This is a genomic window from Desulfobacula phenolica, assembly GCF_900105645.1.
Classification (GTDB): Bacteria; Desulfobacterota; Desulfobacteria; order Desulfobacterales; family Desulfobacteraceae; genus Desulfobacula; species Desulfobacula toluolica.
The window spans coordinates 230302-254872 of sequence record NZ_FNLL01000007.1; the positions used below are offsets into that span (position 1 = coordinate 230302).

31 protein-coding genes are annotated in these 24571 nt (G+C 42.7%); 7 read left to right on the forward strand and 24 right to left on the reverse strand.

From position 1 onward, the window contains the following. Window positions 1–38: 38 nt before the first annotated feature. Genes BLT94_RS13460 through BLT94_RS13470 form a run of 3 tightly spaced genes read right to left on the reverse strand, consistent with a single transcriptional unit; the run spans window position 39 to window position 3964 of the window. Window positions 39–2294 (reverse strand): ClpP-like prohead protease/major capsid protein fusion protein, encoded by a 2256-nt coding sequence (locus BLT94_RS13460; RefSeq protein ID WP_175530358.1) that lies wholly within the window; start codon window positions 2292–2294, stop codon window positions 39–41. Further along, window positions 2278–3744 carry a phage portal protein gene (locus BLT94_RS13465; RefSeq protein WP_092235042.1) on the reverse strand — a complete coding sequence of 489 codons (1467 nt, stop codon included), beginning with the start codon at window positions 3742–3744 and terminating at the stop codon, window positions 2278–2280. The genes BLT94_RS13460 and BLT94_RS13465 overlap by 17 nt, the downstream gene beginning before the upstream one ends. Further along, a complete protein-coding gene (locus BLT94_RS13470; protein ID WP_092235045.1) occupies window positions 3737–3964 on the reverse strand; it encodes a hypothetical protein in 228 nt (75 codons plus the stop codon). The genes BLT94_RS13465 and BLT94_RS13470 overlap by 8 nt, the downstream gene beginning before the upstream one ends. Before the next feature lie 325 nt (window positions 3965–4289). Between BLT94_RS13470 and BLT94_RS13475 the strand changes: the two genes are divergently transcribed. Next, window positions 4290–5237: an Abi family protein gene (locus BLT94_RS13475; protein ID WP_092235048.1), complete on the forward strand. Its 948-nt coding sequence runs from the start codon at window positions 4290–4292 to the stop codon at window positions 5235–5237. 60 nt (window positions 5238–5297) lie between these two features. On the opposite strand, the gene BLT94_RS13480 is transcribed toward BLT94_RS13475, so the two are convergent. From BLT94_RS13480 to BLT94_RS13510, 6 genes are all read right to left on the reverse strand, one after another. Continuing rightward, window positions 5298–5480 carry a hypothetical protein gene (locus BLT94_RS13480; protein WP_092235052.1) on the reverse strand — a complete coding sequence of 61 codons (183 nt, stop codon included), beginning with the start codon at window positions 5478–5480 and terminating at the stop codon, window positions 5298–5300. Further along, window positions 5480–5689, reverse strand: coding sequence for a hypothetical protein (locus BLT94_RS13485; RefSeq protein WP_092235055.1), 210 nt, complete (start codon window positions 5687–5689; stop codon window positions 5480–5482). Before BLT94_RS13485 ends, BLT94_RS13480 begins: the two co-directional genes overlap by 1 nt. Beyond that, a complete protein-coding gene (locus BLT94_RS13490) occupies window positions 5686–6183 on the reverse strand; it encodes a hypothetical protein (RefSeq protein ID WP_092235058.1) in 498 nt (165 codons plus the stop codon). Before BLT94_RS13490 ends, BLT94_RS13485 begins: the two co-directional genes overlap by 4 nt. A 1-nt stretch (window position 6184) precedes the next feature. Next, window positions 6185–7924, reverse strand: coding sequence for an AAA family ATPase (locus BLT94_RS13495; protein ID WP_092235061.1), 1740 nt, complete (start codon window positions 7922–7924; stop codon window positions 6185–6187). Between the two features lie 185 nt (window positions 7925–8109). After that, window positions 8110–9330, reverse strand: a complete 1221-nt coding sequence (locus tag BLT94_RS22195; protein ID WP_217641243.1) for a Rha family transcriptional regulator — start codon at window positions 9328–9330, stop codon at window positions 8110–8112. 22 nt (window positions 9331–9352) lie between these two features. Beyond that, the gene (locus BLT94_RS13510) at window positions 9353–9613 is read right to left on the reverse strand and encodes a hypothetical protein (RefSeq protein WP_092235063.1); all 261 of its coding nucleotides are present in this window, start codon (window positions 9611–9613) and stop codon (window positions 9353–9355) included. Between the two features lie 349 nt (window positions 9614–9962). On the opposite strand from BLT94_RS13510, the gene BLT94_RS13520 reads away from it, so the two are divergent. Further along, the gene (locus BLT94_RS13520; protein WP_092235072.1) at window positions 9963–10304 is read left to right on the forward strand and encodes a type II toxin-antitoxin system HicB family antitoxin; all 342 of its coding nucleotides are present in this window, start codon (window positions 9963–9965) and stop codon (window positions 10302–10304) included. A 62-nt stretch (window positions 10305–10366) separates the two neighbouring features. Here the strand turns inward: BLT94_RS13520 and BLT94_RS13525 are convergent, their stop codons facing one another. From BLT94_RS13525 to BLT94_RS13575, 11 genes are all read right to left on the reverse strand, one after another. Next, on the reverse strand, window positions 10367–10612 hold the full coding sequence (locus BLT94_RS13525; RefSeq protein WP_092235076.1) for a hypothetical protein: 246 nt from the start codon (window positions 10610–10612) through the stop codon (window positions 10367–10369). 3 nt (window positions 10613–10615) lie between these two features. Further along, on the reverse strand, window positions 10616–12613 hold the full coding sequence (locus BLT94_RS13530; RefSeq protein WP_092235079.1) for a terminase gpA endonuclease subunit: 1998 nt from the start codon (window positions 12611–12613) through the stop codon (window positions 10616–10618). Further along, entirely contained in the window at window positions 12610–13167 is a 558-nt protein-coding gene (locus tag BLT94_RS13535) for a hypothetical protein (protein WP_092235082.1), read from the reverse strand. The genes BLT94_RS13530 and BLT94_RS13535 overlap by 4 nt, the downstream gene beginning before the upstream one ends. Continuing rightward, the gene (locus BLT94_RS13540) at window positions 13154–13396 is read right to left on the reverse strand and encodes a hypothetical protein (RefSeq protein WP_139169030.1); all 243 of its coding nucleotides are present in this window, start codon (window positions 13394–13396) and stop codon (window positions 13154–13156) included. Before BLT94_RS13540 ends, BLT94_RS13535 begins: the two co-directional genes overlap by 14 nt. A 104-nt stretch (window positions 13397–13500) precedes the next feature. Beyond that, on the reverse strand, window positions 13501–13947 hold the full coding sequence (locus BLT94_RS13545) for a hypothetical protein (RefSeq protein ID WP_092235087.1): 447 nt from the start codon (window positions 13945–13947) through the stop codon (window positions 13501–13503). Window positions 13948–13988: 41 nt separating this feature from the next. Further along, complete coding sequence (locus tag BLT94_RS13550; RefSeq protein WP_092235090.1) at window positions 13989–14297, reverse strand: hypothetical protein; 309 nt, start codon at window positions 14295–14297, stop codon at window positions 13989–13991. After that, window positions 14294–16645 carry a phage/plasmid primase, P4 family gene (locus tag BLT94_RS13555; protein WP_092235092.1) on the reverse strand — a complete coding sequence of 784 codons (2352 nt, stop codon included), beginning with the start codon at window positions 16643–16645 and terminating at the stop codon, window positions 14294–14296. Before BLT94_RS13555 ends, BLT94_RS13550 begins: the two co-directional genes overlap by 4 nt. 13 nt (window positions 16646–16658) lie before the next feature. Beyond that, a complete protein-coding gene (locus BLT94_RS13560; RefSeq protein WP_092235095.1) occupies window positions 16659–16850 on the reverse strand; it encodes a hypothetical protein in 192 nt (63 codons plus the stop codon). Between the two features lie 173 nt (window positions 16851–17023). Continuing rightward, window positions 17024–17536: an AAA family ATPase gene (locus BLT94_RS13565; protein ID WP_014958432.1), complete on the reverse strand. Its 513-nt coding sequence runs from the start codon at window positions 17534–17536 to the stop codon at window positions 17024–17026. After that, a complete protein-coding gene (locus BLT94_RS13570; protein ID WP_014958433.1) occupies window positions 17537–17731 on the reverse strand; it encodes a hypothetical protein in 195 nt (64 codons plus the stop codon). It abuts the gene before it with no gap. A gap of 2 nt (window positions 17732–17733) precedes the next feature. Then, window positions 17734–18270, reverse strand: a complete 537-nt coding sequence (locus tag BLT94_RS13575) for a phage regulatory CII family protein (protein ID WP_014958434.1) — start codon at window positions 18268–18270, stop codon at window positions 17734–17736. A 95-nt stretch (window positions 18271–18365) separates the two neighbouring features. On the opposite strand from BLT94_RS13575, the gene BLT94_RS21785 reads away from it, so the two are divergent. Then, window positions 18366–18641, forward strand: a complete 276-nt coding sequence (locus tag BLT94_RS21785; RefSeq protein ID WP_139169031.1) for a hypothetical protein — start codon at window positions 18366–18368, stop codon at window positions 18639–18641. Here the strand turns inward: BLT94_RS21785 and BLT94_RS13585 are convergent. Both BLT94_RS13585 and BLT94_RS13590 read right to left on the reverse strand, forming a co-directional pair. Further along, window positions 18592–18948: a hypothetical protein gene (locus BLT94_RS13585; RefSeq protein WP_092235103.1), complete on the reverse strand. Its 357-nt coding sequence runs from the start codon at window positions 18946–18948 to the stop codon at window positions 18592–18594. The genes BLT94_RS21785 and BLT94_RS13585 overlap by 50 nt on opposite strands. Window positions 18949–19044: 96 nt before the next feature. Further along, window positions 19045–19305: a helix-turn-helix domain-containing protein gene (locus BLT94_RS13590; RefSeq protein ID WP_014958437.1), complete on the reverse strand. Its 261-nt coding sequence runs from the start codon at window positions 19303–19305 to the stop codon at window positions 19045–19047. Window positions 19306–19418: 113 nt separating this feature from the next. On the opposite strand from BLT94_RS13590, the gene BLT94_RS13595 reads away from it, so the two are divergent. The 4 genes from BLT94_RS13595 to BLT94_RS13605 all read left to right on the forward strand — a co-directional run bounded on the left by BLT94_RS13595 (window position 19419) and on the right by BLT94_RS13605 (window position 21517). Beyond that, window positions 19419–19874 (forward strand): helix-turn-helix domain-containing protein, encoded by a 456-nt coding sequence (locus BLT94_RS13595; protein ID WP_092235106.1) that lies wholly within the window; start codon window positions 19419–19421, stop codon window positions 19872–19874. A gap of 267 nt (window positions 19875–20141) precedes the next feature. Next, the gene (locus BLT94_RS13600; RefSeq protein WP_092235109.1) at window positions 20142–20438 is read left to right on the forward strand and encodes a hypothetical protein; all 297 of its coding nucleotides are present in this window, start codon (window positions 20142–20144) and stop codon (window positions 20436–20438) included. 358 nt (window positions 20439–20796) lie between these two features. Next, on the forward strand, window positions 20797–20964 hold the full coding sequence (locus BLT94_RS22045) for a hypothetical protein (RefSeq protein ID WP_158406132.1): 168 nt from the start codon (window positions 20797–20799) through the stop codon (window positions 20962–20964). 79 nt (window positions 20965–21043) lie between these two features. Then, window positions 21044–21517: a hypothetical protein gene (locus tag BLT94_RS13605; protein ID WP_014958440.1), complete on the forward strand. Its 474-nt coding sequence runs from the start codon at window positions 21044–21046 to the stop codon at window positions 21515–21517. Window positions 21518–21571: 54 nt separating this feature from the next. On the opposite strand, the gene BLT94_RS13610 is transcribed toward BLT94_RS13605, so the two are convergent. Beyond that, window positions 21572–23113: a histidine kinase N-terminal 7TM domain-containing diguanylate cyclase gene (locus BLT94_RS13610; protein WP_092235112.1), complete on the reverse strand. Its 1542-nt coding sequence runs from the start codon at window positions 23111–23113 to the stop codon at window positions 21572–21574. A gap of 528 nt (window positions 23114–23641) precedes the next feature. Continuing rightward, complete coding sequence (locus BLT94_RS13615; RefSeq protein WP_014958442.1) at window positions 23642–24061, reverse strand: acyl-CoA thioesterase; 420 nt, start codon at window positions 24059–24061, stop codon at window positions 23642–23644. Window positions 24062–24571 lie beyond the last annotated feature (510 nt).

Consider the following 24571-nt stretch of genomic DNA (forward strand, 5'->3'; position numbering starts at 1 on the left):
TAATCAGTTCATCAATTATAAATGAGTCAATCCGGTCATTATTCGCCCGGATTCTTAAACAAGCCTTTGTCATCCATGACGCCCACGCCCACATCATGGCGGATTTTGTATCCCACGGCATCCCGCTCAAACAGGGCCTGTTCCTCGGTGTAAGGCTGCTCGTTGCCGTCCAGGTAGGCCACCTCAATGGTATCCACCTGGCTGGGATCACCGATCAGGTACCAAGCCTTGGCAGATACATCATCCAGCCGGGGTTCGGAAATCGGGGTAAGCTTGCCGGCCCATGGATTATGGACACCGCTGGACATGTCCGCCGTGGGCAGGGCTGCAGATCTCAGAATAATATCCGCCTTGGTTTCCTGGGCCACGGGTACGGCCAGGAAAGCCGGACGGATATCCAGTTTCGACCCGTTGGGGGCTGTCTGCAACCGCATGGACTTGCGGCCCGCATCCAGTTTGTCCGAATCCACAACCCCTTTGTTACCTGCTACAGTTTCAAGGTTCCCATGGTCGGCATGGAACAATGCAACCCCGTCGTGCATGACCGGGTTGCCGGTAATCTTCCCCCACACCAGGTCGGATTCCTTTCTCCTGGCAGCGGAACCATACATCTGGGGAATCCGTGTAAAGGCCCGCAGATCATCATTAACGATCATGACCCGTGTCAGGTAAACCATCTTGCCATAGGACTTAATGGAATAGCTTTCCTGGTCATCGCTCAGTTTGCCTTCCTTGTATTCCCCGTGTTCATTGATCAGTTCCAGCTCCGGGGCATCGCTCAGGCTGACCCCGTAAATGGTCTTAAAATCAGAAGCACTGACAACATTGACAATGGGACGCCATGTGGCAGGGGCTTCCTGGTAGGCCCTCAACAGGCTCTTGTTTGCCACGTCCATAAAAATACTGGTAAAATCATCCGTGCTGAATCCGCCGCCCTGCCCCGACCGTTTCAGGATTTCACGGGCCACCTGGTCACGGGAGGCAAGCCCCTGGGTGTTGACGCCCATTCTCTCCAGGCATTGCCGGGCGATAAATTCAATGGATGCCGCCCGAAAAGTTTCATGACCCGGCGCCGGGTCCTTGGCCCTGGCATTGGTTCTAAACGACAACCCGTCCGCAACGGCCACCTTGAATTTTTCGTGATCGGTTTCACCCACGGTAAACCGGCCCGAACCCATGGGCGGATTGGTGGTTTTCATTTTGTCCATGATGGCCTGGCGGGCCTGGTCTGCATTCATATCTTTGTCAATCAGCTCCCGGGCAAAGGTATCATCCAGCCCCGCCACCCGGACATCATCCCGGATGGTGGCCGCACGATTGCGCTCATCCTGGGCCGCTTTTTTTGCTGCAGCTTCCATATCCGCCCGGGTGAATCCGGGTTTGTCCGGTTCCGTTTTGGCGATCAGGGCCTGGATAAGGCGGTCCTTGTCTTCCTGATCCTCGATCTTGTCCAGATCAAGTTCAGCAAGAAAATTCCACGCCTGATCCTCTGTTGATTCTTTTGCCAGGCCCAGCCGTTCCAAAAGCGCTCTCAGTTTCTTGTTCATTTCATCCTCCGTACCTTGTTTTTTTGTAGAAAATTTGGCCTGGGCCTGCCGTGATCCTGCAGCTCCCTGCCTGATTAAATCGGGTGTATTATTAAAAATGGAAAAGTCAAAAGCGGCTGAGATATCCGAACCCTCGACCTCTCCCGTAATTTCATGTGCCAGGCCGGACTCAACAGCCTCGGCAGGTGTGAACCAGGTTTCCGCCTGCATCATGGCAAGCACATCCTGTTTTGATTTGCCTGATTTTGAGCAGTAGGCTTCCGCGAACACGTCGCTGATCTTGTCCAGGAGATCCGCCTCCTTGCGAAGCTCTTGGGCATCCCCGGACAACATGGCCCATGGATTGTGGATCATCATAAACGACGCCTTGGACATATTAATCCTGTCCCCGGCCATGGCGATCAAAGAAGCACTGGAAGCTGCCACACCGTCAACGGAAACAATCACCTCGGCTTTATGACCGGTGAGCAGGTTATAAATGGCCATCCCCTCGAAAACATCCCCGCCGGGGCTGTTGATATGCACATGGATGGTTTTGACCCCCTTGGGAATCTGGTATAAAAGATCACCGGCCTCAATAAACGGCCACCCGATCACGTCATACAAATACACGTCAACTCCGTTATCCGTGGCCGCAACCCTGAAATCGGTATCACCGCCAGTCCGCCCTGCCCTGAGTTTTGCCAGCTGCTTGTTATTGGATTTTGCTTTCCTGGATTTAATATTGGGTTTAATCAGTCCCGGCATTATCATTTCCCCCTGTTTGAGTGTTCAAAGAGAACACGTCCGCCCGCTCCCTTTGCAAATCGTTGTTAATTTCATCGTAATCAATCCCGCGCTCCATGCAGAGCTTATGCCTTGATGTCAGGCCGTTTTTCAGATCCTGCTCCGCCGCCTTGCTGTCCTTGAACGGATCAACCCACGGCCATCCGGGCATCTGCCACACCACCGGGATCTCTTCCGGCAAATCTTCGGTTCGGGACAGGCGGTTCATGAGCCACAGCCTTTCCCAGGCGTCCTGATGAAACTTATTGGCCAGCAGAAACTGCTGAACCTGGTATCCCCTTCTTTCCTCCAGGGTGGCGGACCTGGCGGAGGAATAGGACGCATCGGTATAATCATTGGAATAGGCTTCATAGCTCATGTTGAACCCGGTGGATGCGCCGCGCAGGGAGGTTTTTGTGTACGGTTCATATGTGGCGCCGGGACGGTCGGAGGACGGGGATTCAACCGTCATGCCCGGCGGCAAAATCTGGATTCTGCCGGATTCCATATAATCCGGGATGCTGTCAACGGTTAACGGCTTTCCGTCCCCGCCAAACGGGTTGAAACTGCCAAGATTTTCAGGATACGGTGTGGTGACAAACAGGCCGAAGGCTGCCACCAGGCGCTTGGCGATCCGTTCGGCATTCTGATATTCTGAAAAATCCCGCATTTCCATGATAATGGATGCCAGCCAGGACACCCCGCGGTTCTGGGAAATCCGCTCCCTGATGAACAGATGATTGATCATTTGGGCTGAATAAAATTGCGACCGGTTCATGGTAAGCCAGGTGTTGTCCCCGGGATGCTCCCGGAAAAGCCAGTACCCGTCCGTTTTGCCGTTGGCAGTGTATTGAATCCCCTGTTTGATGCGCTCTCCGTCTGTCAGGCTGCTTTTGCCGGCATCCAGGTGATCACATTCCAGCAGCTCCAGGCCCAGCGGGATAATGCCCTTTCGCAACAGATCCTCATCAAAATAATAATGGGCAAACAGCTCCCCGTCATGCCACCAGTGCCGCAGCACCAGGTTTTCCTTTTCATGGAAATCCACGGCTTTTGCCCACTTTTTCCACTGGGATTCCGCCCTTGAATTCAGCCGGTCTTTTGCATCCCCGTTCAGGGTCCTGAGGTTTGCCTGGGGATGAATCCCTTTGAACACGACATTGTTGCAGATCTTGCGGATAGCGCCGGACACATGGCTGGAATCACGGGTCAGCGACCGAGCCCTGGCCCTCATCAATTTATGGTCGGTTTTGATCAGTTCGTCCGCGGATTTATTGGAGGGAAGCCAGGCCTTATTGGGACCGGCGTTTGAAGCGGCTGCATAGGAATGGAGGGCCTGCCTTCTGCGCATGTAATTGATGGCCGCTCCAGGGGCGAACACACCAATGGCCGACGCCACCATCCGGGTCCAGGTTCCGTACAGCTTACCCACGGTTGCCCCCGAACACGGGATGAAACCCCGGCAGCCGGCCGTTGTTTTTTGCCATTTCGATGCGCCGTTCCAGATCCCGGATCTCTTTTTGGAGTGTTCCGTAATCCACCCGGTTCAGCGACCGGTTGCCCTGGCCGTATCCCTGGCCACCGTCCCGGACGGATTTGGCCGTTGCTTTTAACTGTGCTAATTCTTCCTGGAGTTCCGTTAAGGTTGCCACGTTGTTTTCCTTGCAAAAAAATTCAAAAAATATCTGTCAAGGAAAATAACGGGAATCTTTCAGGAAAAAAAGACGGTTGGTACTACGGGTAGTACTTTACTATTTGTAGTACCAAATTTTGGGTGGGTGGCATGGGTTTTGCTGTTTAAAATATTTTTCTGATGATAACGTATTCATAAGCAGCTAAAACACTATTTTGATAAAAAATGTTGACATTTTGTCAATTTGAAGGCAGATTATCATTAACTGTGCCCAAACCTCTATTATCGGCTTGCCCGGTATTAAGTTTGGGCCTTCTTGTTTTTAGGGGAAATGATCTGAAAAAATGCCTTCTCTCACGCCTCCAAAGCCTCATAAAAGTCATAAAGAATTAGTTGAAATTCTTGAAAACAGGGGAATGATCATTCCAGATAAAAATCGTGCAGAAAGAAAACTTTCTCAAATTGGTTATTACCGGTTGAGTGGTTTCTGGTATCCTTGTCGGGAATTTAAAAATGCATCAAATGGAGATATAAGAAAAGATTCGTTTCAAAAAGATATCAATTTCAATGATATCATTAGATTATACTTATTTGACAAGAATCTTCGGTTATTAATGATAGACGCGATTGAGCGGATTGAAATTTATATTCGTTCAATTATAGCTCATGAATTAGGCCAATATGATCCCCTGGCATATAAATCTATCAATTTTATTAATCCTCAAAAACTTCATTTTCGGGATAAGAATAAAAATATAAGAAACTTGTGGGAAGAATGGTCCCAAAATCATTCAGAGAAGATCAAATATAGTCGAGAAGACTGTATCGTCCATCATAAGTCTAATTCTAAGGCAATGCCGTTTTGGGTAGTCATTGAAGCTTGGGATTTTGGAACAATGTCGAAATATTTCGAAAATTTAAAAATTAATTATCAATATAAAATTTGCAAAAAATTGGATATCCCCAAACCATATATATTAAGACAATGGCTACATGAGATTAATATACTTCGGAATAGGTGTGCGCATCATTCAAGAATTTGGAATCAATCTTTTCGCAATCCTCTTCCGACAATAGACAATCCGTACTTCAATGCATTAGATCTTGATAAACGAGCCTTAAAAAGAATGTATGGAATGATCTGTATTTTATGGTTTTTAGTCAAAAAAATCGGCCCCAAATCAGATTGGTTGAATTCAACAAAAGAATTGATAAATGCAAAACCTTCTATAAACAGTTGCCCAAATACGGCAATGGGTTTTCCAGATAACAGCGGATTCCCCAAATTTTAACTTTTACCTACAAATCCCGGGCAACCGCTCCGGCAACCCGGGATCAAAATCAATCACTCATCAGGCATCAAGAACCCGAATCCCCAAAACCTGACAAACCCTGCCACCGTCATTTCTTATCTTGGAAGTTCGGATGCCACCAACCAGCGCATATAATTCCTTGAAAAACACCGCCCTGAAAAAGCCGGGTTCACTGATTTCATTGATTTCATTATATATGTTGGATTGCGGTCCTAAATACATTATGTCGTGCTAAAATTAAAAAAGGAAATTAAATTGGGCCAATTTGCTTTAACAAAGTAGACAATACCACTAGCAGTTAACGATGCTGCAACTCCAGAAAAAAAACCCCAAAAAAAGGACTTCTTTTTTTCTGTCATGAGGGTAATACTATTTATATTTTTAATTGTGCTACCACCGGTTGCGACAGTAGAATTTTTGATTTCTGTCATTTTTTAATCCCTTCAATTATGCTACCACCGGTTGCAACAGTAGAATTTTTGATAATCGTAGTTTTACGATCAATTTTAAATTCCCCGACAGCATCATCTTTCTCTAAAATACGAATAGTTTCACCACTATACTCAATTTTATTATTTTCCATAATATTATATCCATTGAAATCTTGTATTGTGTGAACAATCATTTGTTTGCTACCGGCAACAGACTTACAGACATATAAAAATATTTCTTTTTCTTCGGATAAAGAGTCCCCTATCGTTGTTATCTCTTCGAAAGCCGATGGCTCATAACTCATAATACATAGCCAGGATGCTATTTCAGGTCTATCTTCAGCGATTTTTCCATATAAATCGATAATGAATTTATCCTTATCAATACCGACCCTTAGACTATTTTGCTCTGGGAATTTTAATAAAACTTCGGTCAAATAAATTTTTGAATTCAAATTCTCTAAAAAACATGAACTTATGACATAAACCGACATTTTAATATCCTTGATGTTTTATAAATTCAATCGTGTCTTGTAACAATTCGCCAGAATAAAAATTTTTGGGCCATTCAAAAGCACCTTCTTTACTAATCTCTCTTTCTTCAATACAACAACCATTATCATCCTGACTTTTGGGATCAAAAAAATAAATCGCAACATCAGAAGTTTTGACTCTTTTTTTCTCAGCCATTCTGCGTCGAAGGCGTTTTAATAAATATTCACTATGCGTTTCAATTATTAAGAATTTGGAAGGGTTTTGTTTATTATCTGTATAAATTATATCTATAAACAAGTCGGCTAAATCTGCCTGCATTTTGGGATGCAAATGAATTTCTGGTTGTTCTATTATCGTTAGAGACTTTTGATAGGATAAAAACCCTTGTACTATTACCGGCAAAACCTGTGAAATGCCAAAACCAACATCCGTTATATCTAAAGATAGATCATTCTGTTTGATTTTTAATTTGTGAATAACATCTTCTAACGTGGAAACATTAACAGATAGATTAAATCTTTCTAACCAATTATTGACCTTTGATTTAACTAAGTCGTTTTCCTTTAAAATCTCTGTTAATGAATTACCATCTAAAGTATCTAAAAAGGTGTTTATTTTAGCTTTATCTAAAAAATAATATCGTTTCGGATGTGCTCTTAACGGACTAACATAATTAATCATTTCTTTTTTGAAATTTCTTCTCAAAGTAAAAAGAGCAGACGAAAATATTGAATTTATAATAGAAGAAATAGAAGGAATAAATGATTCATTTACAACGAATTCAGGGAAGTCTACCTCGTTATCTGATGGTAGAAACAGATAAAATAGAGTTGAATCATATTGAATTTTCTTTAAGAAATCTTTTTTTTTACTAGTGAAAAAAAATTTGTCATTATCAAGAAAATCACTTTTTATAATAACGTTTGTATATTGAGCTTTGGCTTTATTTATTTCAAATTTCAAATCAAAGATACATTTATTATCATTACTTATCTTCACAGAAGATATTTTTAAAACATTGTTCTTTTTTGAATAAATATTTTTTATTCGAAACGATATATTGAATTCCTTGTTTTTTATTTTCTGTAATCTTTGAAATAGCTCATACGAATCTCCTAAATTCGATTTATATAAATCATCAATATTTTCTGCTTCAGGCAATAAAAATCGTCGGAAGTGAGGACTCAAAATAAAGTTGTCTTCATCATCATCATCATCATCGTTAATTATGATTTCATTCTGCTCCACATATTTTGCTAATTTAGAAAGTTTCTCAACTTGTTGTAAAAATTCATCTTTTGATTTAAAATTCTTACTTTTCGTTGGGATAATAGCGTTTTCAAAAAGGTCATTATCCGGTTTGTTTCGAGAATAATGCTTTAAAATACTTCGAAAGATATCAAGACGCATGGTCAAAGAGGTCTCTAAATCATTATATAATTCTTTCGTAATCAAATTGAATAAATTACTATCTTTAAAATCGAAAGAGATTTCCAAATCATTTTCAGTATTTTTCTTATTAAATATATTTTCATTTTCGCCTAAACTGACAAATTCTCCATGAAGTTTTAAAGCGGATTTATACTTATTTGACAATGCAGTTTGTTGAAGCATTAAGAGTAACTGAACGACACTACTTTTCCCAACACTATTGGCACCAAGTAAAATTGTGATTGGTTTAATTTTAATCTCGCCATTTTTAAAAGCTTTGTAATTTTTGAAAGAAATTTGACTTATCATTATTTCTCCTTCGCTTAGAACTTAAATTAGCACCAATCGAAACAATTTAAAATTTTGATCAGCAAATTAGTATCAATGATAATAAGTTATGTAAAGAAATATTCAACTTTTCACATCAGCAACCTTATTTTTGTTCAAATCCCGGGCAACCGCTCCGGCAACCCGGGATCAAGATCAATCACTCATCAGGTATCAAGAACCCGAATCCCCAAAACCTGCCAGACCCTGCCGGCGTCGTTCCTTGGCCTGAAAGTTCGGATGCCGCCAACCAGCGCATATAATTCCTTGAAAAACACCGCCCTGGAAAGGCCGGGTTCACTGATTTCATTGCAATAGCGCCGGTATCTTTCAAACAAAATATTCTTGCTGGTCATTCCGTCCTCATCAAGCTCGCAGATATCTTCCACAAACCCGCGGACGGTTTTATCCGCCCCGGCACCGGGAGACGGATTGACATCGAATTGTTTATTCTTTTTGATTTTTTCGATAAGATCATTCACCGGCATACCGGTAAAATAATTCAGCGCCCGCAAGGCAGCCTCTCCCCCGAGATACTTATCAGCGCTTTCCACCAGTTTGGACACGGGGAAATACATGTTTTTTGATTTTTTGATATTGCCATCCGCCAGATATCCGTCAAAGCCGCCATTTTTTATCCGGCTTGTTTCTTTTTTACGGATGTAGTCCATTGCTTTAAAAAATGCTTTGACCAATGCTTTTTTGAATTTGCGGATTTTTTCCGTGTTTTTCATGTAGGTTAAAAGCAGAGTGGCTTGGTGTTCGTTCAGATATGCAATCGTTCTTTTCTGTTCTCCACCTGCTGTTTGGAGGGGTCGCGTTTTAAACGCGAGGGAGCCAAACTCCTCCAGATCTTCTTTGTATCTTCTTACCAACTCCAATACGTTCTTATGTTGATTCCCGGTTCCCTCGGCAAGTACCAAAGTATCGGTCACAGCCTTGTGGTCCACCAACTGAACCAGATCACGGCCCGTGGGTTCATCATCAATTGGTATCTCTTGCGGTTCAGGAAGATCATCAAACCATTCCAGGAACCGAAGCCCCCGGTCAGTCTCCGCCAAATCGGCAAGACTGTTTACCCCCGCCGCATTGACAATCCACACCCCCCGATCAACATAAACACACCTGGCATTGAAAAATCGTTCCAGTCCCTCTTCAGCGACAGTCCGGTCTGGGGCACGACTGCCGTCAAACACACCCCGATCTACCAGTGCTTTATCACCATCTTCCAGCTTGTTAAGATATGAACCATATCCGGTTTTCCCGGATTTAAGCTCAAGTGCAGTGCAAATATCATCAAAAGAAAAACCGTATTCTCCCGAAGCATCAGCAACCAGTCTCACTTCACACCCCTCAAATCGAATAACGCTTGTCATAGTGTTTTCCATAATTAAACTCCTTATTTTAGTCTTATTCATGACAATCTCTTTCTGTAATAAAAGATTCCCTGAGCTTAAAAAACATCGTACTCATTCCATCGGCCATTTCCTGGGAAAGCCCATGGATACTTTGATACATACCGATAACAAGTAAAAAACAGAACTCACTTTCTTTGATTGAAAAAGATGGGAAAACCGGTTTGCCGGTACAATTCGGAAACGGGATAACATTGACTGGCGAAGCCTTATCAGGCCGGAAGGACGCTTTTAAAACGTGAATGGATTTGCTCATAGCGGATCTCCTTTGGGTAAAGTTTTTTTGATTCCGCTTTTGCCATGTCAAAAACAAAAGCGGGTTGAGTCTGGTTGACATACCGGCCCCAAAGGTCACCGGCGAGCCTTGCGGCTCCCAGACCCAACCCGCAAATAGACAGGCTGAGACACGCAACAAAAAAAAAGCGTCTTTTGATAGACGCCGTTGCGTCTTTGGGATTCCGGATGTCAAACCGAATCGTGGATTTTGCCACGATGGATTCAGCATACCAGAAGCCGAAAACCTGTCAAGCGTTTTTATCATGCCTTGAAAACCTTATTGACTTGGTACTAAAATATGGTACTATTATCGTTTGAGGAGTAAAGCCATGAAGAACATTATGAATATCAACGGTTATAAAGCCGTCATCAATTATGATCCCGTAATCGACCAATTCCGAGGTGAATTTATCGGCCTGAACGGAGGTGCCGATTTTTACGCCACCAACATTGAGGAACTTAAGAAAGAAGGTAAAATCTCTCTCAAAGTCTTCCTTGAAATGTGCGAAGAACAAGGCATTAATCCGCATAAAGAATACTCCGGCAAATTCAATCTGAGAGTTCCACCCGAATTGCACGCCGCGATTGCCGCAAGAGCGGCTGCAGAAGACAAAAGCCTCAACAAATGTGTTATTGAATTGTTGGACAAAGCCATCCAGTATCATAGATAAAGATGAACCGGCAGATGCCATGGGGATCACGCTTGAACAGCTCATGGATTAAACGGCTCCTTTCATTCACCCGTCTGGACACTCTTAATGGTGGTTTCCATAATAGCAAGCAGACATCCTTTTTTCAAATTGGTACACCGGTGATACCTGATTTTGCATCCATCCTTCCAGGGCTTGGACGTGATAACTTTCAACCGTTTTTCCCCGCATTCCGGACAGACAGCACCGTATCTGGGTGAAAAATCAACGCCTTGAGCAGCTTTTTCCTTTGCCTCTGCAACAACCACAACAATAGTGGAATTCACCATAATCTATGCTCCAAATAAGTTTTGACCGCCTGTAAACGGATTCGCTTTTTTCTTTTTCTCAACCGGCTTTGCCTTTTCGACAAGATTAACCGGACCGGGCAAAAGGTTCACACCGCGGCCCGGCCATTCCCAATCCGCCACGATGGAAGCGATACACTCACAATCAAGATAATGATTGTCGTTGCGTATCCGCTCCCAGGTTTCCACACCCTTATCATTGACCTGCTTTTCCTCCGCCGTTATCTGCCGGGCATAATCAAGCTGGGTTTCTTTGTGCAGATACGCCCCGCCCTGGTCTTCTGCAATGGCTTTAAACATCCGCTCATAAAACATGTCCTTGAGTTTGTCCGTGTCCAGGATCGCCAGCCGCATGCCCATGCGCAAAGGTTTGCCGGACGGGGTTTTATTTAAGATCGATCCCATTTTCATTTTTGTAGGAAGGGGATTTGAAGACCCTTTGCAGCCCCACACCCGGCAGGTCCTGCTGAAACCCGCATAATCCTGCAGCCACAGATAAGCTTCCTCTGTAGAGGAAATATCCTTATTATACTTACCGCCGCCGGTATCCAGCCCGGCCCGCCAGATCCGCATCTGCCTGTCCGAATTTTCAACCGGATACACCGTCTCAAACAGCAAATTTTCCAGTTCCTGCCAGGTGCCAAGCTGATTGTAATCAATCAGCCAGCTCGTATAATCCTTTGCCCAGGCCCGGACCACATAGGGAAACCCGGTCTTTTGCAGGTCAATACCCGCCGTGAGCGCAACGGCACTTTCCGGCACCACCTGGGGCGGCAATTTGGTCTTACATCTCAACACCTCTTCATCTTCCTGTTTGGCCAGAACCTCGTATTCCTGCCATGGCTCAGCGGCAAAATTATTCTTAAAATCCTTCATTTTATTTTTGCTCGTAAGCCCCCGCAAAAAAGCGCTGGCACTTTCCGACAGGCTGACAAAAAAGGAGATCCAAGCCGGAACATGAAAACCGATCTTCTTTGGCTTATAGGTTTCCAGATATTTTTTGACGGTAAGCTGATGTTTTCCACGGGATCTCCAATGGCCGTTCCTTACAGCCCTGTCCCGTTTATCATCATCCCATTTATCGCCGCAAATTTCACACTCATACCAGGCCATTTTTTCAGACTCGACCAATTCAGGATCAGCACTGCCGCCCCCCTCCCATTTGATCTGCGGGAAAAACATGGCCTGAAACGCCCCGCATTCCGGGCACTCCACAAAATAATCAAAAATAACCTGGGCCTCTTTGTTCAATGCAATGGTAATGGGGCCTTTCTCCGTCGTGGGAGTGGAAAGCTTCCAGATTTTGGCCTTTCTTCTCCGCCTGTACGTGGTGGTCCGCTTTTCCCCCAGTGAAATGGGATCCGCTTCCGATTTTGATGCAACCGCCGGGTACTTGTCCGTTTCATCAAACACCACATAGCATTTGGGATCACTGGCCAATGAAGCCGGGGAATGCGCCCAGGCAATGCTGATACTCAAATGCTTGAGCTGAAGTTCAAGGTTGTTTTCATCATTGTCACGCCCGGTCAAATATCGTTTCAGGTAAGGGCTTGACTTGAACATGGGCAGGATTCTCTTTTTCAACTGCCGTTTGCCCGCGTCCCGGTTCGGGTAAACATACATTACCTGGCCCGGCTTTCTGTCCACAAAATAGGATATGCAATTGTGAACCGATTCGGAGCCGCCGGACTGAACACATTTGCAGATGATGACCGTCAGGACCGACGGAAAATCCGATGCATCCATAATGTCCACGAGCCAGGGCGTGACGATATTCTGCCACGGCCCTTGAATATCACCTTCGGTAACAACCCGGTACCTTTCGGCGTGCGCACTTGGAAGGATGGGTTTTTTCTTTCTTAAAACCCTTTTGGCCGCTTTTGGAAACCGGAACTTCACACGCTTGATTTTAAGTGCCTTCAAGATATCCACATGCGTTTCCGGCATCCATTTAGGTTTTTTCACACGAAGAACCTGCATCATATATCCTCATATTCAAGAGAAAAAGTATCGGCAATGGCAATCTTGTTCATCATTTCATCAACAAGCTGTTCCATAAAATCCTTTGCATCATTCATTTTTTTAATATCCCCGCCCATAATCCGGCAGATATCGGTCATATTCATATCTATCAACTGCCGGAAATGGATATCCATAACGGTAAGAGTTGAAATGATCTTCAAATCAACCTCTTTCTTTAAAACATATTTTTCCTGATCCTTTTCCCGCTCATACCGCAGCTTTTTTATTTGCTCCTCAAGCTTTTCAACCTCCTTTTTCCCTTTAATGGATTGAATATCGCTAAGATCCTCAATATTCCCTTCAATCCGTTTCAACCCGGTCGCATAAACCCTGACTTCGGACTCCAGCACGGAACCGTCAGGGCTTACCCGGATGGTTCCTTTTTCACAGTCCCGGTAAAACTTGGCCCTGGAGACCTGAAACCCGGCCTCCTTGAGGTGCAATAAAACCGCCCGCCTGTTAGGGAAAGACGGCAGGACAGATGTATCCTCCGGTTTATTTTTATTTTTGCTCACGTTTTTTATTATCCTCCTGAGAACTTCCCAAAAACCTTTGAATCCAGGCACCCCGCCCCCCTTTTCGAAAACACCGCCCATACACCCTCAAGCTCAAATCCCGTGCCAGGGAGAAGGTTTCCCCGGTTTCCATCGTTATTTTTCTGTTCACCGCAGTTTCACCACAATTTTCCGTCAAACGATTGACTCTTTCACCCGGTACCAGGCGGCAAAACAAAAAGTTTCCCATTTCTCTCTCATTTCCAAAAATCAATAGGCGAACCAACCGCGCTGACACGACCCCTATGAATGAAGCGCCTGGAAGGACCCGCGCGAAGATGATCAGGAAAGTTATCATAACCAGACACCTCTGTATTCCGGCAGGGTTAATGCGCCGATAAAGATCAAGTGGTCAAGATCCTTTCTGGCTTGGTCCATCAGGTGGGCGGCATGAAGCGCCAGATCCCAGCGGGCCGGATCCTGTTCCGAATCCTTCAGGCCCGGATTAAAATTCAGGAACGGCTTGCCCTCCCTGGTCTGTTGGAGGAAAAAGCCCTGGTCGTTATATTCTTTCAGGAAGGCGGACAGCATGACAACCGGTTCACTGTCCTGCCACCGCTCAAGGATCGGATGGTGTTCCGTTTGATCGTGGTGCTTATCCTGCCTGTTTAACGGGCGCAAAATTGAGCCGGTTTCCTTCGGATGGCGGTCCGGTTCTTCCTGTTCCTGGTGGTTGACGACAGGATCAGCCTCACAGCGCCCGTATTTTTCAGTCAGTTTTTCGAAAGCGTTTTGAGTCATTTTTAAACTCCTCAGTTAATGGTCAAGGCGGTCAATACTGGTCAAAGTGTCCGGTCAAGGCGGAAACCGTTGGTATTATTGGCTTGGTCAACATGGTCAATGTTTTTTTTTATAAAAACCAAATATAAAAACAAAAAGAAGAAAACATGCGCGCGCATGCGTAATGGGTCAAGCGTCACCTTGACCGCCTTGACCACCTTGACCGCTTTTTTATAACTGGTTGATTTCATATCAAATACCGACACGGCCATTTTCCCGTTCGCCTTGACCATACGTTGACCGAATCTTGACCGGATCAGGGCCTTAATCGGTCGGTGGCCGAAAAAGGGGCGCGGGGGTGCGAACATCATGCGAGATCTCCAATGACAATCCTGATTCCTTTTACAAATGGAATTCGATGAGGATTGTTTTTTCGTGGCCTGAATGTCCGCAGCGTTGCAAAGGCGGCATAAAGCTCCCGGAAAAAGTTTTCCCTGGAATACGCCCTGTAACCGTTTTCACGGCAATACTTTTCATAACCCTTGAACAGGTCCTTTTTACTTGCCTGCCCGGCTTCATCCAGCGTGCATGTGTCCTGGGCAAAACAAAGCACAGGATTATTCAGCCGCTTATAATCCATCATGAGGTTGGTTGTTTCCTCGCAGCTGGTGAACTGTCTGTTTTTTAACAACCGCTTCAGACCTGCAAGAGACCAGAGGAATATTTCCGACAGCTCGCTGAGCAGCTTTTCTTCCAGGAACGGATCCGTGTCAGGATCTCCCTCCATGAACTGCCTTTTAAATTGAATGGGGAGCAGCCTGCGGTATAAGCCGTCGGACGTATCTTTTACCCTGGGCATCTTATTGCCCGAAAATATCAACTTGCAATAAGGTTCAAACTCAAATGTATTTTTATGTTTAAATGCAGCATGAATACGGTCGCCTGAAGACACGGCCTTGAAATATGTGGATTCGATTATCTTACCACCGACCTCACCGCAGACATTCACCGCCTTTTGATACAGTGTGGACCGCAAAAACTGGTCCTCCATTTCGTTAAAATTGACGGCTGCGCAGTTTTTCGCTCCTATCATCTCGATTAACACCTTGATAAACTTTGATTTACCGTCCGACCCATCCCCCAGGAGAAGCAGGCACTTTGCAAAAGGTGTCTTTTTAAGGAAACAATATCCAAAAAACTCCTGCACCTGGTCAATCACCGCCGGTGTCTGGACCGTCTCCTTAAGAAACTGGATCCACCTTTCGCACCTGTCATTTGATTCCGGGTTAAAAGATACATTAAGCTGATACGATGCGTAATACTTAGGATCATGGGGTTTTAAAACCAATGTTTCAATATTGAGCATGCCGTTCTTGATACACACCCATTCAAGCTTGTCATTCAATGAACGGCCATGGGGAATGGTGGACAATGATTTTACCTGAAACACCGCATCCTGCACCCATGCCTGCTTGGATTCCTTGCCAAGCATCCTGAGCGCGACCGCTCTTAAATGGTCTTCATGGAATTCTTCCCAGTATTCATTGTTCCACTTGTGCAGCAAACCGGTGTCCGGGCAATACAACAGCGTGAATTTTTCACGTATCTTTTCAGCCAGCAGCCGCGGCTTAAATGACAGCCGGTCGTTAACGCCGCGCTCAAAAAATTCCAGGGCCTGGGGATCGATTTCATCTTCCGGCGGCTCAAACCGCTTGGCATCATCCATCAGCCGTTGCAGATCCGCTGCCGTCTTCTTGTGCTTCTGGAAAAAATCGGTCAGATCCTGGCCATGATCTTCCGGCCACAGACCATCCTCACGCTTTCCCATAATGTCCGGCCACTCCAGAAGCTTTACCGTCTTTGCAACCTTATAGATTTCAAAGCCCGCATATTCCTTTGCATACATCTGGCCCGGCTGATCCGCGTCAAAGGCAATGACAACATCCCGGTCCTCAAACTTTTTTAAATGATCTTTGGTCCATTTTTTAGGCTTGGTTGTTTGTGTGATGGCGTTAAACCCGTTGCTGATCGCACAAACAGTATCAGATTCCCCCTCACACAACAGAACGGTGCCGTTTTCCCGGGGGGACGGGGGAAACAGCCGGGAACTGCCATAAGCCTTCCCCCAGGAAATGATTTTGTTTTTCTTGGCTCCGGGTTTGTACAGCCGGATATTCCTGACATGGCCGTCATCATCAAAAACCGGAATGGCAATCCTTTCCGGTTTTCTGAGCTTCTTTATTTCCCCGGTATCTTTCGCCTGATAATGGGTTTGCTGCCGGATGCCGAGCCAGTCCATTGCAGCAGGATTCCACCCCCTTGTTTTCTGAAGCTTTTCAACCCAGCTTTCCGGCAATTCTCCGAGCAGGTGATATGCATCATCCAGGGGAGGGGTTTCTTTTGATTTTTCTTTCTTCTTTACATCAGAAGAATAAAAGCTGTCTGTAATATTATATTCCCGGCAAAAAGCCTTAAACCCTTCTTTGCCGGCACCATGTCCTTTTACCTTACTCCAAAGCGTGATGATATCCCCGCCAAACCCGCAGGAAAAACAATGACACACATCTTTTACAGGATTGTACGAAAAGGAAGGGATCTTGTCATCATGGACGGGGCAAAGACCGATCAGCTCACCGCCCTTTCTGGATTTTACGGTAAAAAGGCTTTCTGCAATATTCTCAAGTTCAGCTGTCGATAAGTGTTCTGCTGCTTTGCCCATTTCAAATTCCTTACTATCTTAGCTGACGAACCTTATTCTGATCATATTTGGGAAGTAAAACGCCCAGGTAACAGCCGCCGTTTTTTCCTGTTTTCACTTTCAAGCCGCATGAACAGGACTGATCACCATTACCGCCTCGGTCACACTCTGAGCAAGCCACCATGGGACGGCCACGATTGTCTTTGTAGGAATGTTTTGGACTCATAAGATATCTCCTGTTTTGATCATATGATTGATGCCGGTTGATACAGCATCATTGATTATTGATTGAAAGCCGGATTCGCACAGGCCAGCTCCGGCAGGCATTTTTATAAGGAAAGTCATACAGTGGAAAAAGGCCCGTTATTAGCGCCACGGAGCCGGGCGCAAAAAAAGACATCAGACATAAAACACACGCCCCGGGAACACGCTTGGATTCAAAAGGCCCTGGTGAAAGCTCAACATGGCATCTTCTACATCTTGGCGGAATTTCATGTCCGTGGCCTCCCTTATCCCGTCCGGGTGGCAGTGCTGATTGTTGGCAATTTTATTGAAATAGATTTCGTGATAATACGGCATATGACGCTCGGCATAGGCCAGCATGCCCTGTGCCAGATCATGGAACCCGGCCACCCAGGTATAGGCTATGACATCAATGATGGTTCTATCCGTGATAACGATATCAAACCGCTCCAGGGCGGTCAGTTCCTGTTTGATCTGATTGCCGAACAACCATTGCTGCGCCACTTCGGTTGTTTCCTTATTAATAGGATATGGGCAGAAGGCCTCCTGGTCGCACAGAACATGAACCGATTTTTTCGGCTGCAGGTATTTCAAATCTACGGCCATGCGGTAAGCTGCCGTGGATTTGCCGGTGCCGTGTGTGCCTGAAAATGAAATGATCCTGGACATTCAATAATACTCCTTTTTTCCGGTTAAAGGGTTCATGATGGAACGCTTGCCTTTTTCAGGCTTTTTGGTTTTCTGTACGGGAAGCGTGGCCTTAAGCTCCGCAATCCTGCGTTTTGTTTCCTTGACTAACTCTTCCATTGAATCAATGGCCTTTATTATTGCCAGATGCTCCGGTTTCAGTTTTGTCAGGGACATGATTACCTTCCCGTACCTGTCGCGGATTTACCGTCAGGGACGAATTCAGTTAAAACCGCCTTGTATTTTGCTTTCAGATCAGCCAGGGCGCTCATGGCCTCATCACACTCCTTGATGCCGGTCAAAGCCTCAGACCGACTGACCTTGTTGTCTTCAAGGGCCTGAAGCGTGGCCCGGAAAGCTTCGCCCGATTCCTTGTCGGCATTGGACAAGAGTTTTAAAAAGCCCTTGTTTTTATCCTGATTTTTCGGAATGGTGAAAATGCCCCGGTCCATGGAATTCAGCATCATGGAAACGGGTTTGAAATTGCCCGTGATACAGCAGATCTTAAAAATGGTTTTGAACCCCAGTTTGTATCTTGGCTGGCCGTCAGGGTTTTCCGGGTCCGGGGGATTGACCTCCAGGTTGTAATTGGGATCAAGCTGCTTATATAAAGAATTGACCGAAATCCCCAGGTAGTCGGCTAATTCCTTGGAACCGTAATCATGGGCGATTTTCTGCAACTCAAGTAACGCCCCTCTCCAGTCAACATGCACCATAACAATCAATCCCCAATTCCGTTATTGACAATTTGATCCTGTTTTGCTTGATAAGAATTGATACCGTAAAACAATAAAATAAAAGGAACATCATTATGGGAAAAAGAAAACCCGAACTCACCCTTGAACAGCATGATCAGCTTGGCCTTAAACTCCAAAAAGTCAGGGATCAGCTGGTGCACATTGACGCTGAAATAACAAATAACTTTACTAAAAAAAGCAAGATGCCTGAACTTTCCACGAAGGCATTCAAGGCCGTTGAAAAGCTCAGGTCCGAGTTTGATGAAATTATGTGTACAAAATATAAACATGATAAGACAATTAATCCTGAGCAATTAGCTTATGGAAGGGGCAACGAGGACGTTTCCTGAGATTTTCAGCAGGAACCCCCATTTCTTTTAATTCGGCAATGGCCTCTTCTGCGGGATCAAACTCATCTTCGCATAAAAGGCCATTTGCACTTTTATACTCTTCCATGTAGCGCTTGAAATGATCATCTTTCTGAGCATACGATTGAATATTTTCTTCAAGCCTGATTTTTACCCTTTTCAAGGTTATGTCCATAATCGCCTGGGGTGTTTCCATATTGGTAAAAAGAAACTCTTTTCTTTCCGTATGGTATAAGGCATATAGACCGTTTGGCTGTTTTAGTATTCGATAATTAATAAAATCTTCCATTGGAAACCCTCCTTAAAGTTATGGTTCATAACAAACACCCGCCGTGCCTGTTATTTTTATTTGAAAACAATGTGGCTATTCTGCAATCAATTAAGTTCATGCAACCAACATTTTTGGACTTTCTGTTTGCTTTTTACCCGTTTTCGGATTATCTTCTGACTTAGAATGTGTGTCTGACAAACATAATTCAGGAAACCGGAGCTGTATGATTTTTAAAACAACATCACCGGGCGGAGTTGTTTTGCCGGATTCATAAAAGGAAATATTGTAACGTTTTTTATTAATTAATGGGGAAAGCTGATCTTGAGTTAAGCCAAGTGCTTTTCTTGAAACTTTAATAAAGGTTGCTGTATCCATAATTGGCTCCCAATAAAGTGTGTATTACAAGCATTGTGTGCTTAAAATACACACATATATTTGGCCATGTCAATATTTTTTTGCTTAAATTTTAAGCTTTTTTTAATGAAGTTATGAAAACATCTGAAATAATAAAGAATTTAAGAAAAAAAACGAGCTTAAAACATAAGCATATAGCGGACGTTTTAGGTATGAGCCGCTCAAATTATGGAAATAAAGAAAACGGCAAAATTTCTTTCACAGCCGATGAACTTTTTTTAGTCCTTGAATTCCTAAGAAAACATGTAACAGAAGAAGAATATTTAAATTCTATCACCGACTTAATAGGATCACAAAGCCAGGCCGTAAAAACCGAAATAAAAAAGTCCACTGACCAGCAAAAACAAAAAACACCAGTCCCGATGGACTCCGCCATCCAGATCCTCCAGGAGGCCCTGGAAGAAACCGGCGTCAAAATCAATGAAAAACAAAAGCAGGCTGTCCTTAAAATTCTTCGGGAAGAACTGGCAAAATCAGAGAATAAAACAAAAGATGATATAAAAAAATATCTTCAGATTTTTGGGAAATAGAGGTCAGCTTCAATCCACGCCTGATACCGTATTTAACCGATATCCTTATCAATGACATGCGGGAGTTTTATTTGCATTTGTAAATTGTATTATAGATTCAATTTTTCATAAAAAAAATGCAAAAATAGGGGTTTTCCCTGATTGACTTTTACTTATTTGGATTGTATGTCATAAACACATTGTTCGCAAAAAATCATTAATTACCGATCAATTCATCGGATGAAATTGAGAATTTTTAACAAGAAAAATAATAATAACAGGTGATATATGATTCCACAAGGCGTCAAATATGTAGGCTTCCCATGGTTTGAAAAAAAGAATTTCAAGAAACTGATGAAACTATTCGTTGACAACCATCTTTTGCATGATTCCTATGGTGAATGGCTCGAAAATGCTGAGCATGCCTACAACTCTCTTAAAGAAAAAGGCATCACCGTCGACAAAGTCAACATCGACCCGAAAACCTTCCCTTCGTGGTGTAAAAGTAGAGGCTTGGATATCGATGCCAAGGCAAGGATGGAGTTCGCCAACGAGTTTGTTGCCAGGAAGCATCTCGGAAAATAAAGCAACTATCTTCCTTTTGCCATTATCAATTGATATTACGGCTTTATTTTTACTATGCTGTTTGTTTTTGAGATTCATCTTTTATTACTCCAATTAATTTATCGTAAAAGATAATGCACATTAACAATATGTACTCTTTTATACAATAAAAATAAATAAACTCAGGACAAAGCTATTCGATATATTCAAGAATACGGCTGAACCCTGAAAAGGGGCCGGTTAAATTGTATGTCATAAATACATTTTTTATTGACACAATTGATACTCTATTTTATAACGGCTGGGATTTTATACGATTGCATTTTATGCTATTGTTGTTATTATTAACGAAAAAGGAATCAAAAAGAAGGAGGTTGTTATGGCGATACCAATTGCACCGACCCCCGTCTTAAAAGGCAAAGAAGCCGTTGAATTCCAGAAACGTCTTGATGCCGATTTAAAACGGCCGGTTTCATTGGTCGACACACCCAAACTTGAAAAAGCGCGTAAATTAATCAAACAGTATGCCGCACAATACAAGAAATAGGATCAATGAAGACGGGTGGCTCTTAACAAAATTAGTCGACTTTAACTTATCTAAAAACTTCGACTGTGGGGATTGCGATTTGAATGAATATTTCAAAGAAGACGCAGTTGCCCACAGAGAGGAACTTTTAACAGAAACATATCAACTGACAGATACCTCATCGGAGTTACCCTTCCCCATCGGCTTGGTAAGTTTATGTAATGATGCTGTCAGGAAAGAGAAAATCAAAGGGCAGGACTTTTACAAAGACCTTGCAGACAAAAAGCGATACCCGGCCTATCCTGCTGTTAAAATAGCAAGGCTTGGGATTCATATTGATTTTCAAAACGTAAATATGGGTCGGCACATGATTAATTTAATAAAAAGAATGTTTCTGGATGATAATAGAACCGGCTGTCGACTGCTAACTGTGGATGCGTATAACAATGAAAATGAAAAGGTTGTTAATTTTTATAAAAAAAACGACTTTCAATTTTTTAATAATAAAGACGCAACCAGGCAAACCAGAGCAATGTTTTTTGATTTAAAACGACTGTCCTTACATTTAAAATAATTATCCTATCTTGATTCATTAGTTTTTGATGGGGAAGTTATTTCGTCCTCATTCCTAATCAATCTCGACTCTGTTTCGTCCGTTTTGTTTTGCAGCATACAAAGCCTTATCCGCATATTTGATAAGTGAATCTATTGAGATATTTTCATCATTCCATCTTCCTGCGACACCTATACTAACGGTTATTCCAGTTATATTCCCGTCTAAATTCAGAATCATTTTTTCAATGGCCTGCCTCAACCTTTCAGAAATAGTTGCGGCAACCTTACGATTCGACTCTGGCATTATCAATATGAATTCTTCACCTCCGAATCTTCCGAGATGGTCGACATCTCGTATATTAGCTGCAATTGTTGCAGCGAATTCTTTTAATACTTGATCTCCACACTGATGCCCCCAAGTATCATTTACATTTTTGAAATGATCAATATCAAACATCAACACTGAAAGCGGGGTATTCATTCTGATCGAACGCCTCATTTCAATCTCTGCCTGAATTTCAAACTGACGTCTGTTAAAAACTCCAGTCAAAGAATCAATCGCAGCCAATTTTTCAAGCCTTTGCATCAACATTCGCTGTTCGGTAATATCGTAAAATGTGATAATTGTACAAACATGGCTTTTGTTTATGATTTTTATCTGTTTTAAGGATAATTTTAAAAAGACCTTGCTGGTATCAGTTTCTAAAATAATTTCCAGACCTGCAATAGAAAAATTATTAATACCGTCTATTATTTCTGGGTGAAAAACAAAAAGCTGCTCCAGACTCTTTCCAATGGCTTTATCGTTGATTGACTTAAATAACGTAGAGCAACGTTTATTAAAATCAATCAGTTGTAAATCAGGATTAACAACAAGTATGGCATCATTCATTTCATCAAATACAACATCCCTTGCAACTGGAACAATATTGAAAAGCGAAAACCAATAGATGGCGGACGCATAGAGAATCGCACTGATTGTAAACATGTAAGGGTTAATATCAAAATATTTCGGAGCAATTCCGCCCAAATAAATCAGTAAAGTAAACCATTGAAGAATCAATGCGACCATAATCAACAGCGTCTGCATTCGGTACACAAATGCTGTTTTAAAAAAATACTTAATAAACAAAACTGTACAATAACTTAGTGCATAGAGAAGATATATAACATTTATGAAATAAAAAATACCTGCCTCGAAACTCAACATCGGCCCAAAATGAGAGTTAAAGACAGCAGGATTTTTATAAAAAAGTTGGTGATACTGATTTGTCCACCTAGCAACAAATGAGATAAATGGGACTATAAAAAATAATAAACTCCTAATACAGGTTACTTTTTCCCCATAACCTGTATAGCATAAGGTGAAGATTATTAATAATCCGGGTATAAATGGTATTCCGATATATTGAAATTTAGACCAGAAAAGCATGGATTCCAAATTTACGCTCATCCGCTCAAATGCATAACCAAGTGCATAAATAGCTGCTGCTGCTGTAAAAAGTGAAAAACTGAAATTCAGGGGAGTCAATTTAAATCTTAAACTATAGATACAAAGAGAAATACAGAAAAAAAAACTTACAAAAAGCATTATATCGGGCAATCCTATCTCCATGCTATAAATATCATTCTCATGAATTGTAACTTCTTATTTTTCATACGCTACTCATTCTTTATCAATCAAATTAACAGGTTAAATATATTTTTTATAAAATAGCTAACTATTTGAAATTATTAATATTCAAATCAAGCCAAAGCCGTATCTTAAATTTGAATGGCATTTGAAATAACAAAACTAACGTTTGGGTAACGGGCGGCAAGGGTTTCCAAAAAAATTAAATGAAAGCACATCATTCAAAAGTTTTTTTAACCTTTAAAAAGAAGGAGACCCTTGCTGTCCGGTTCACACGCTGGTTATCTTTAAAATTTTGTATAGCTAAAAGAGGCTGTCATTCAGTTTAAATTATAAAGTCTACTGACATTAAAACGTTCAAATTCAATTTGTCATGTTGTTAAGATTCAAAAATTAAAGAAAAACAAGAGTATCCTGTTAAAAAGACCATGGGTTTTTATTAACAAGGGTTTTTAAGCTTTCTCCGAATATTAACTTTTTGTACAAAGTTAATATTCAGATAGACATGGATCACTGTCTTTTGATCTTCTCAACCACATCCTTTGGAATATCCCTGGCCCTGATATTATCAGGGTTGGAAAGGTCCATGCATATCCGCTTTTCAAAACCTTCCACCGTTAGTGTGTCATCCGATGCAAGTGTGATCCTGTGATTCAGGTGAACGGTCTTGTCTGTCAGTTCTTCAATGCCGGTGGTGATCCGGATGGTCTCATGATAACGGCCCGGTTTGAAATAGCGACATCCGGTCTCCACCAGTCCGAACCCAATCTGCCTTTTTCCCATCAAATCGTTCAAATTTACGCCCAGAGACTCAAAAAAAAGGTGGCCGCAAGCGTCGATCCATTCATAATAACGGGGGTAAAACACGATTCCCACAGAATCCAGGTCACCCCACATGATTTTCCGTTCCACAATATTTTGATATGTCATTTGAGTTCTCCATTATTGTGCTAAATCAGAGTTATAATAATGATCTGCCTGATCCCGGTCCTTCGAGGACAGAAAAAACTAAAATTTTCTTATAAAGTGGCCCCCATGTCAAGACCTTTCTTGTTGTTTCCTTTTAACAATGAATCTCGTTAAATTTTTGACACAATAAAATGGAGCTGTTTTAACAGTTTACCTCCTTCCAGTATCTTCTTACATCATAAAAGCCATAACCCCTTTAAATATCCGAATATTAACTTTTTACCAAAAGTTAATATTCAAATTCTCTGAAATGAGAAATTATAAATATACATTTCCAAAGTCAATATTAATTATTATCCTATCTATGAGCATACTAATGATCCAATTTTTTATATACTAAAGTGGATCAATTCCAAAACTGCGGTTGCTGAACGTTTGGGTAACGGGCAGCAAGGGTTTCCAATAAAGTTAATTGAAAGCACATCATTTAAAAGTTTTTCAACCTTTAAAAAGAAGGAGACCCTTGCTGTC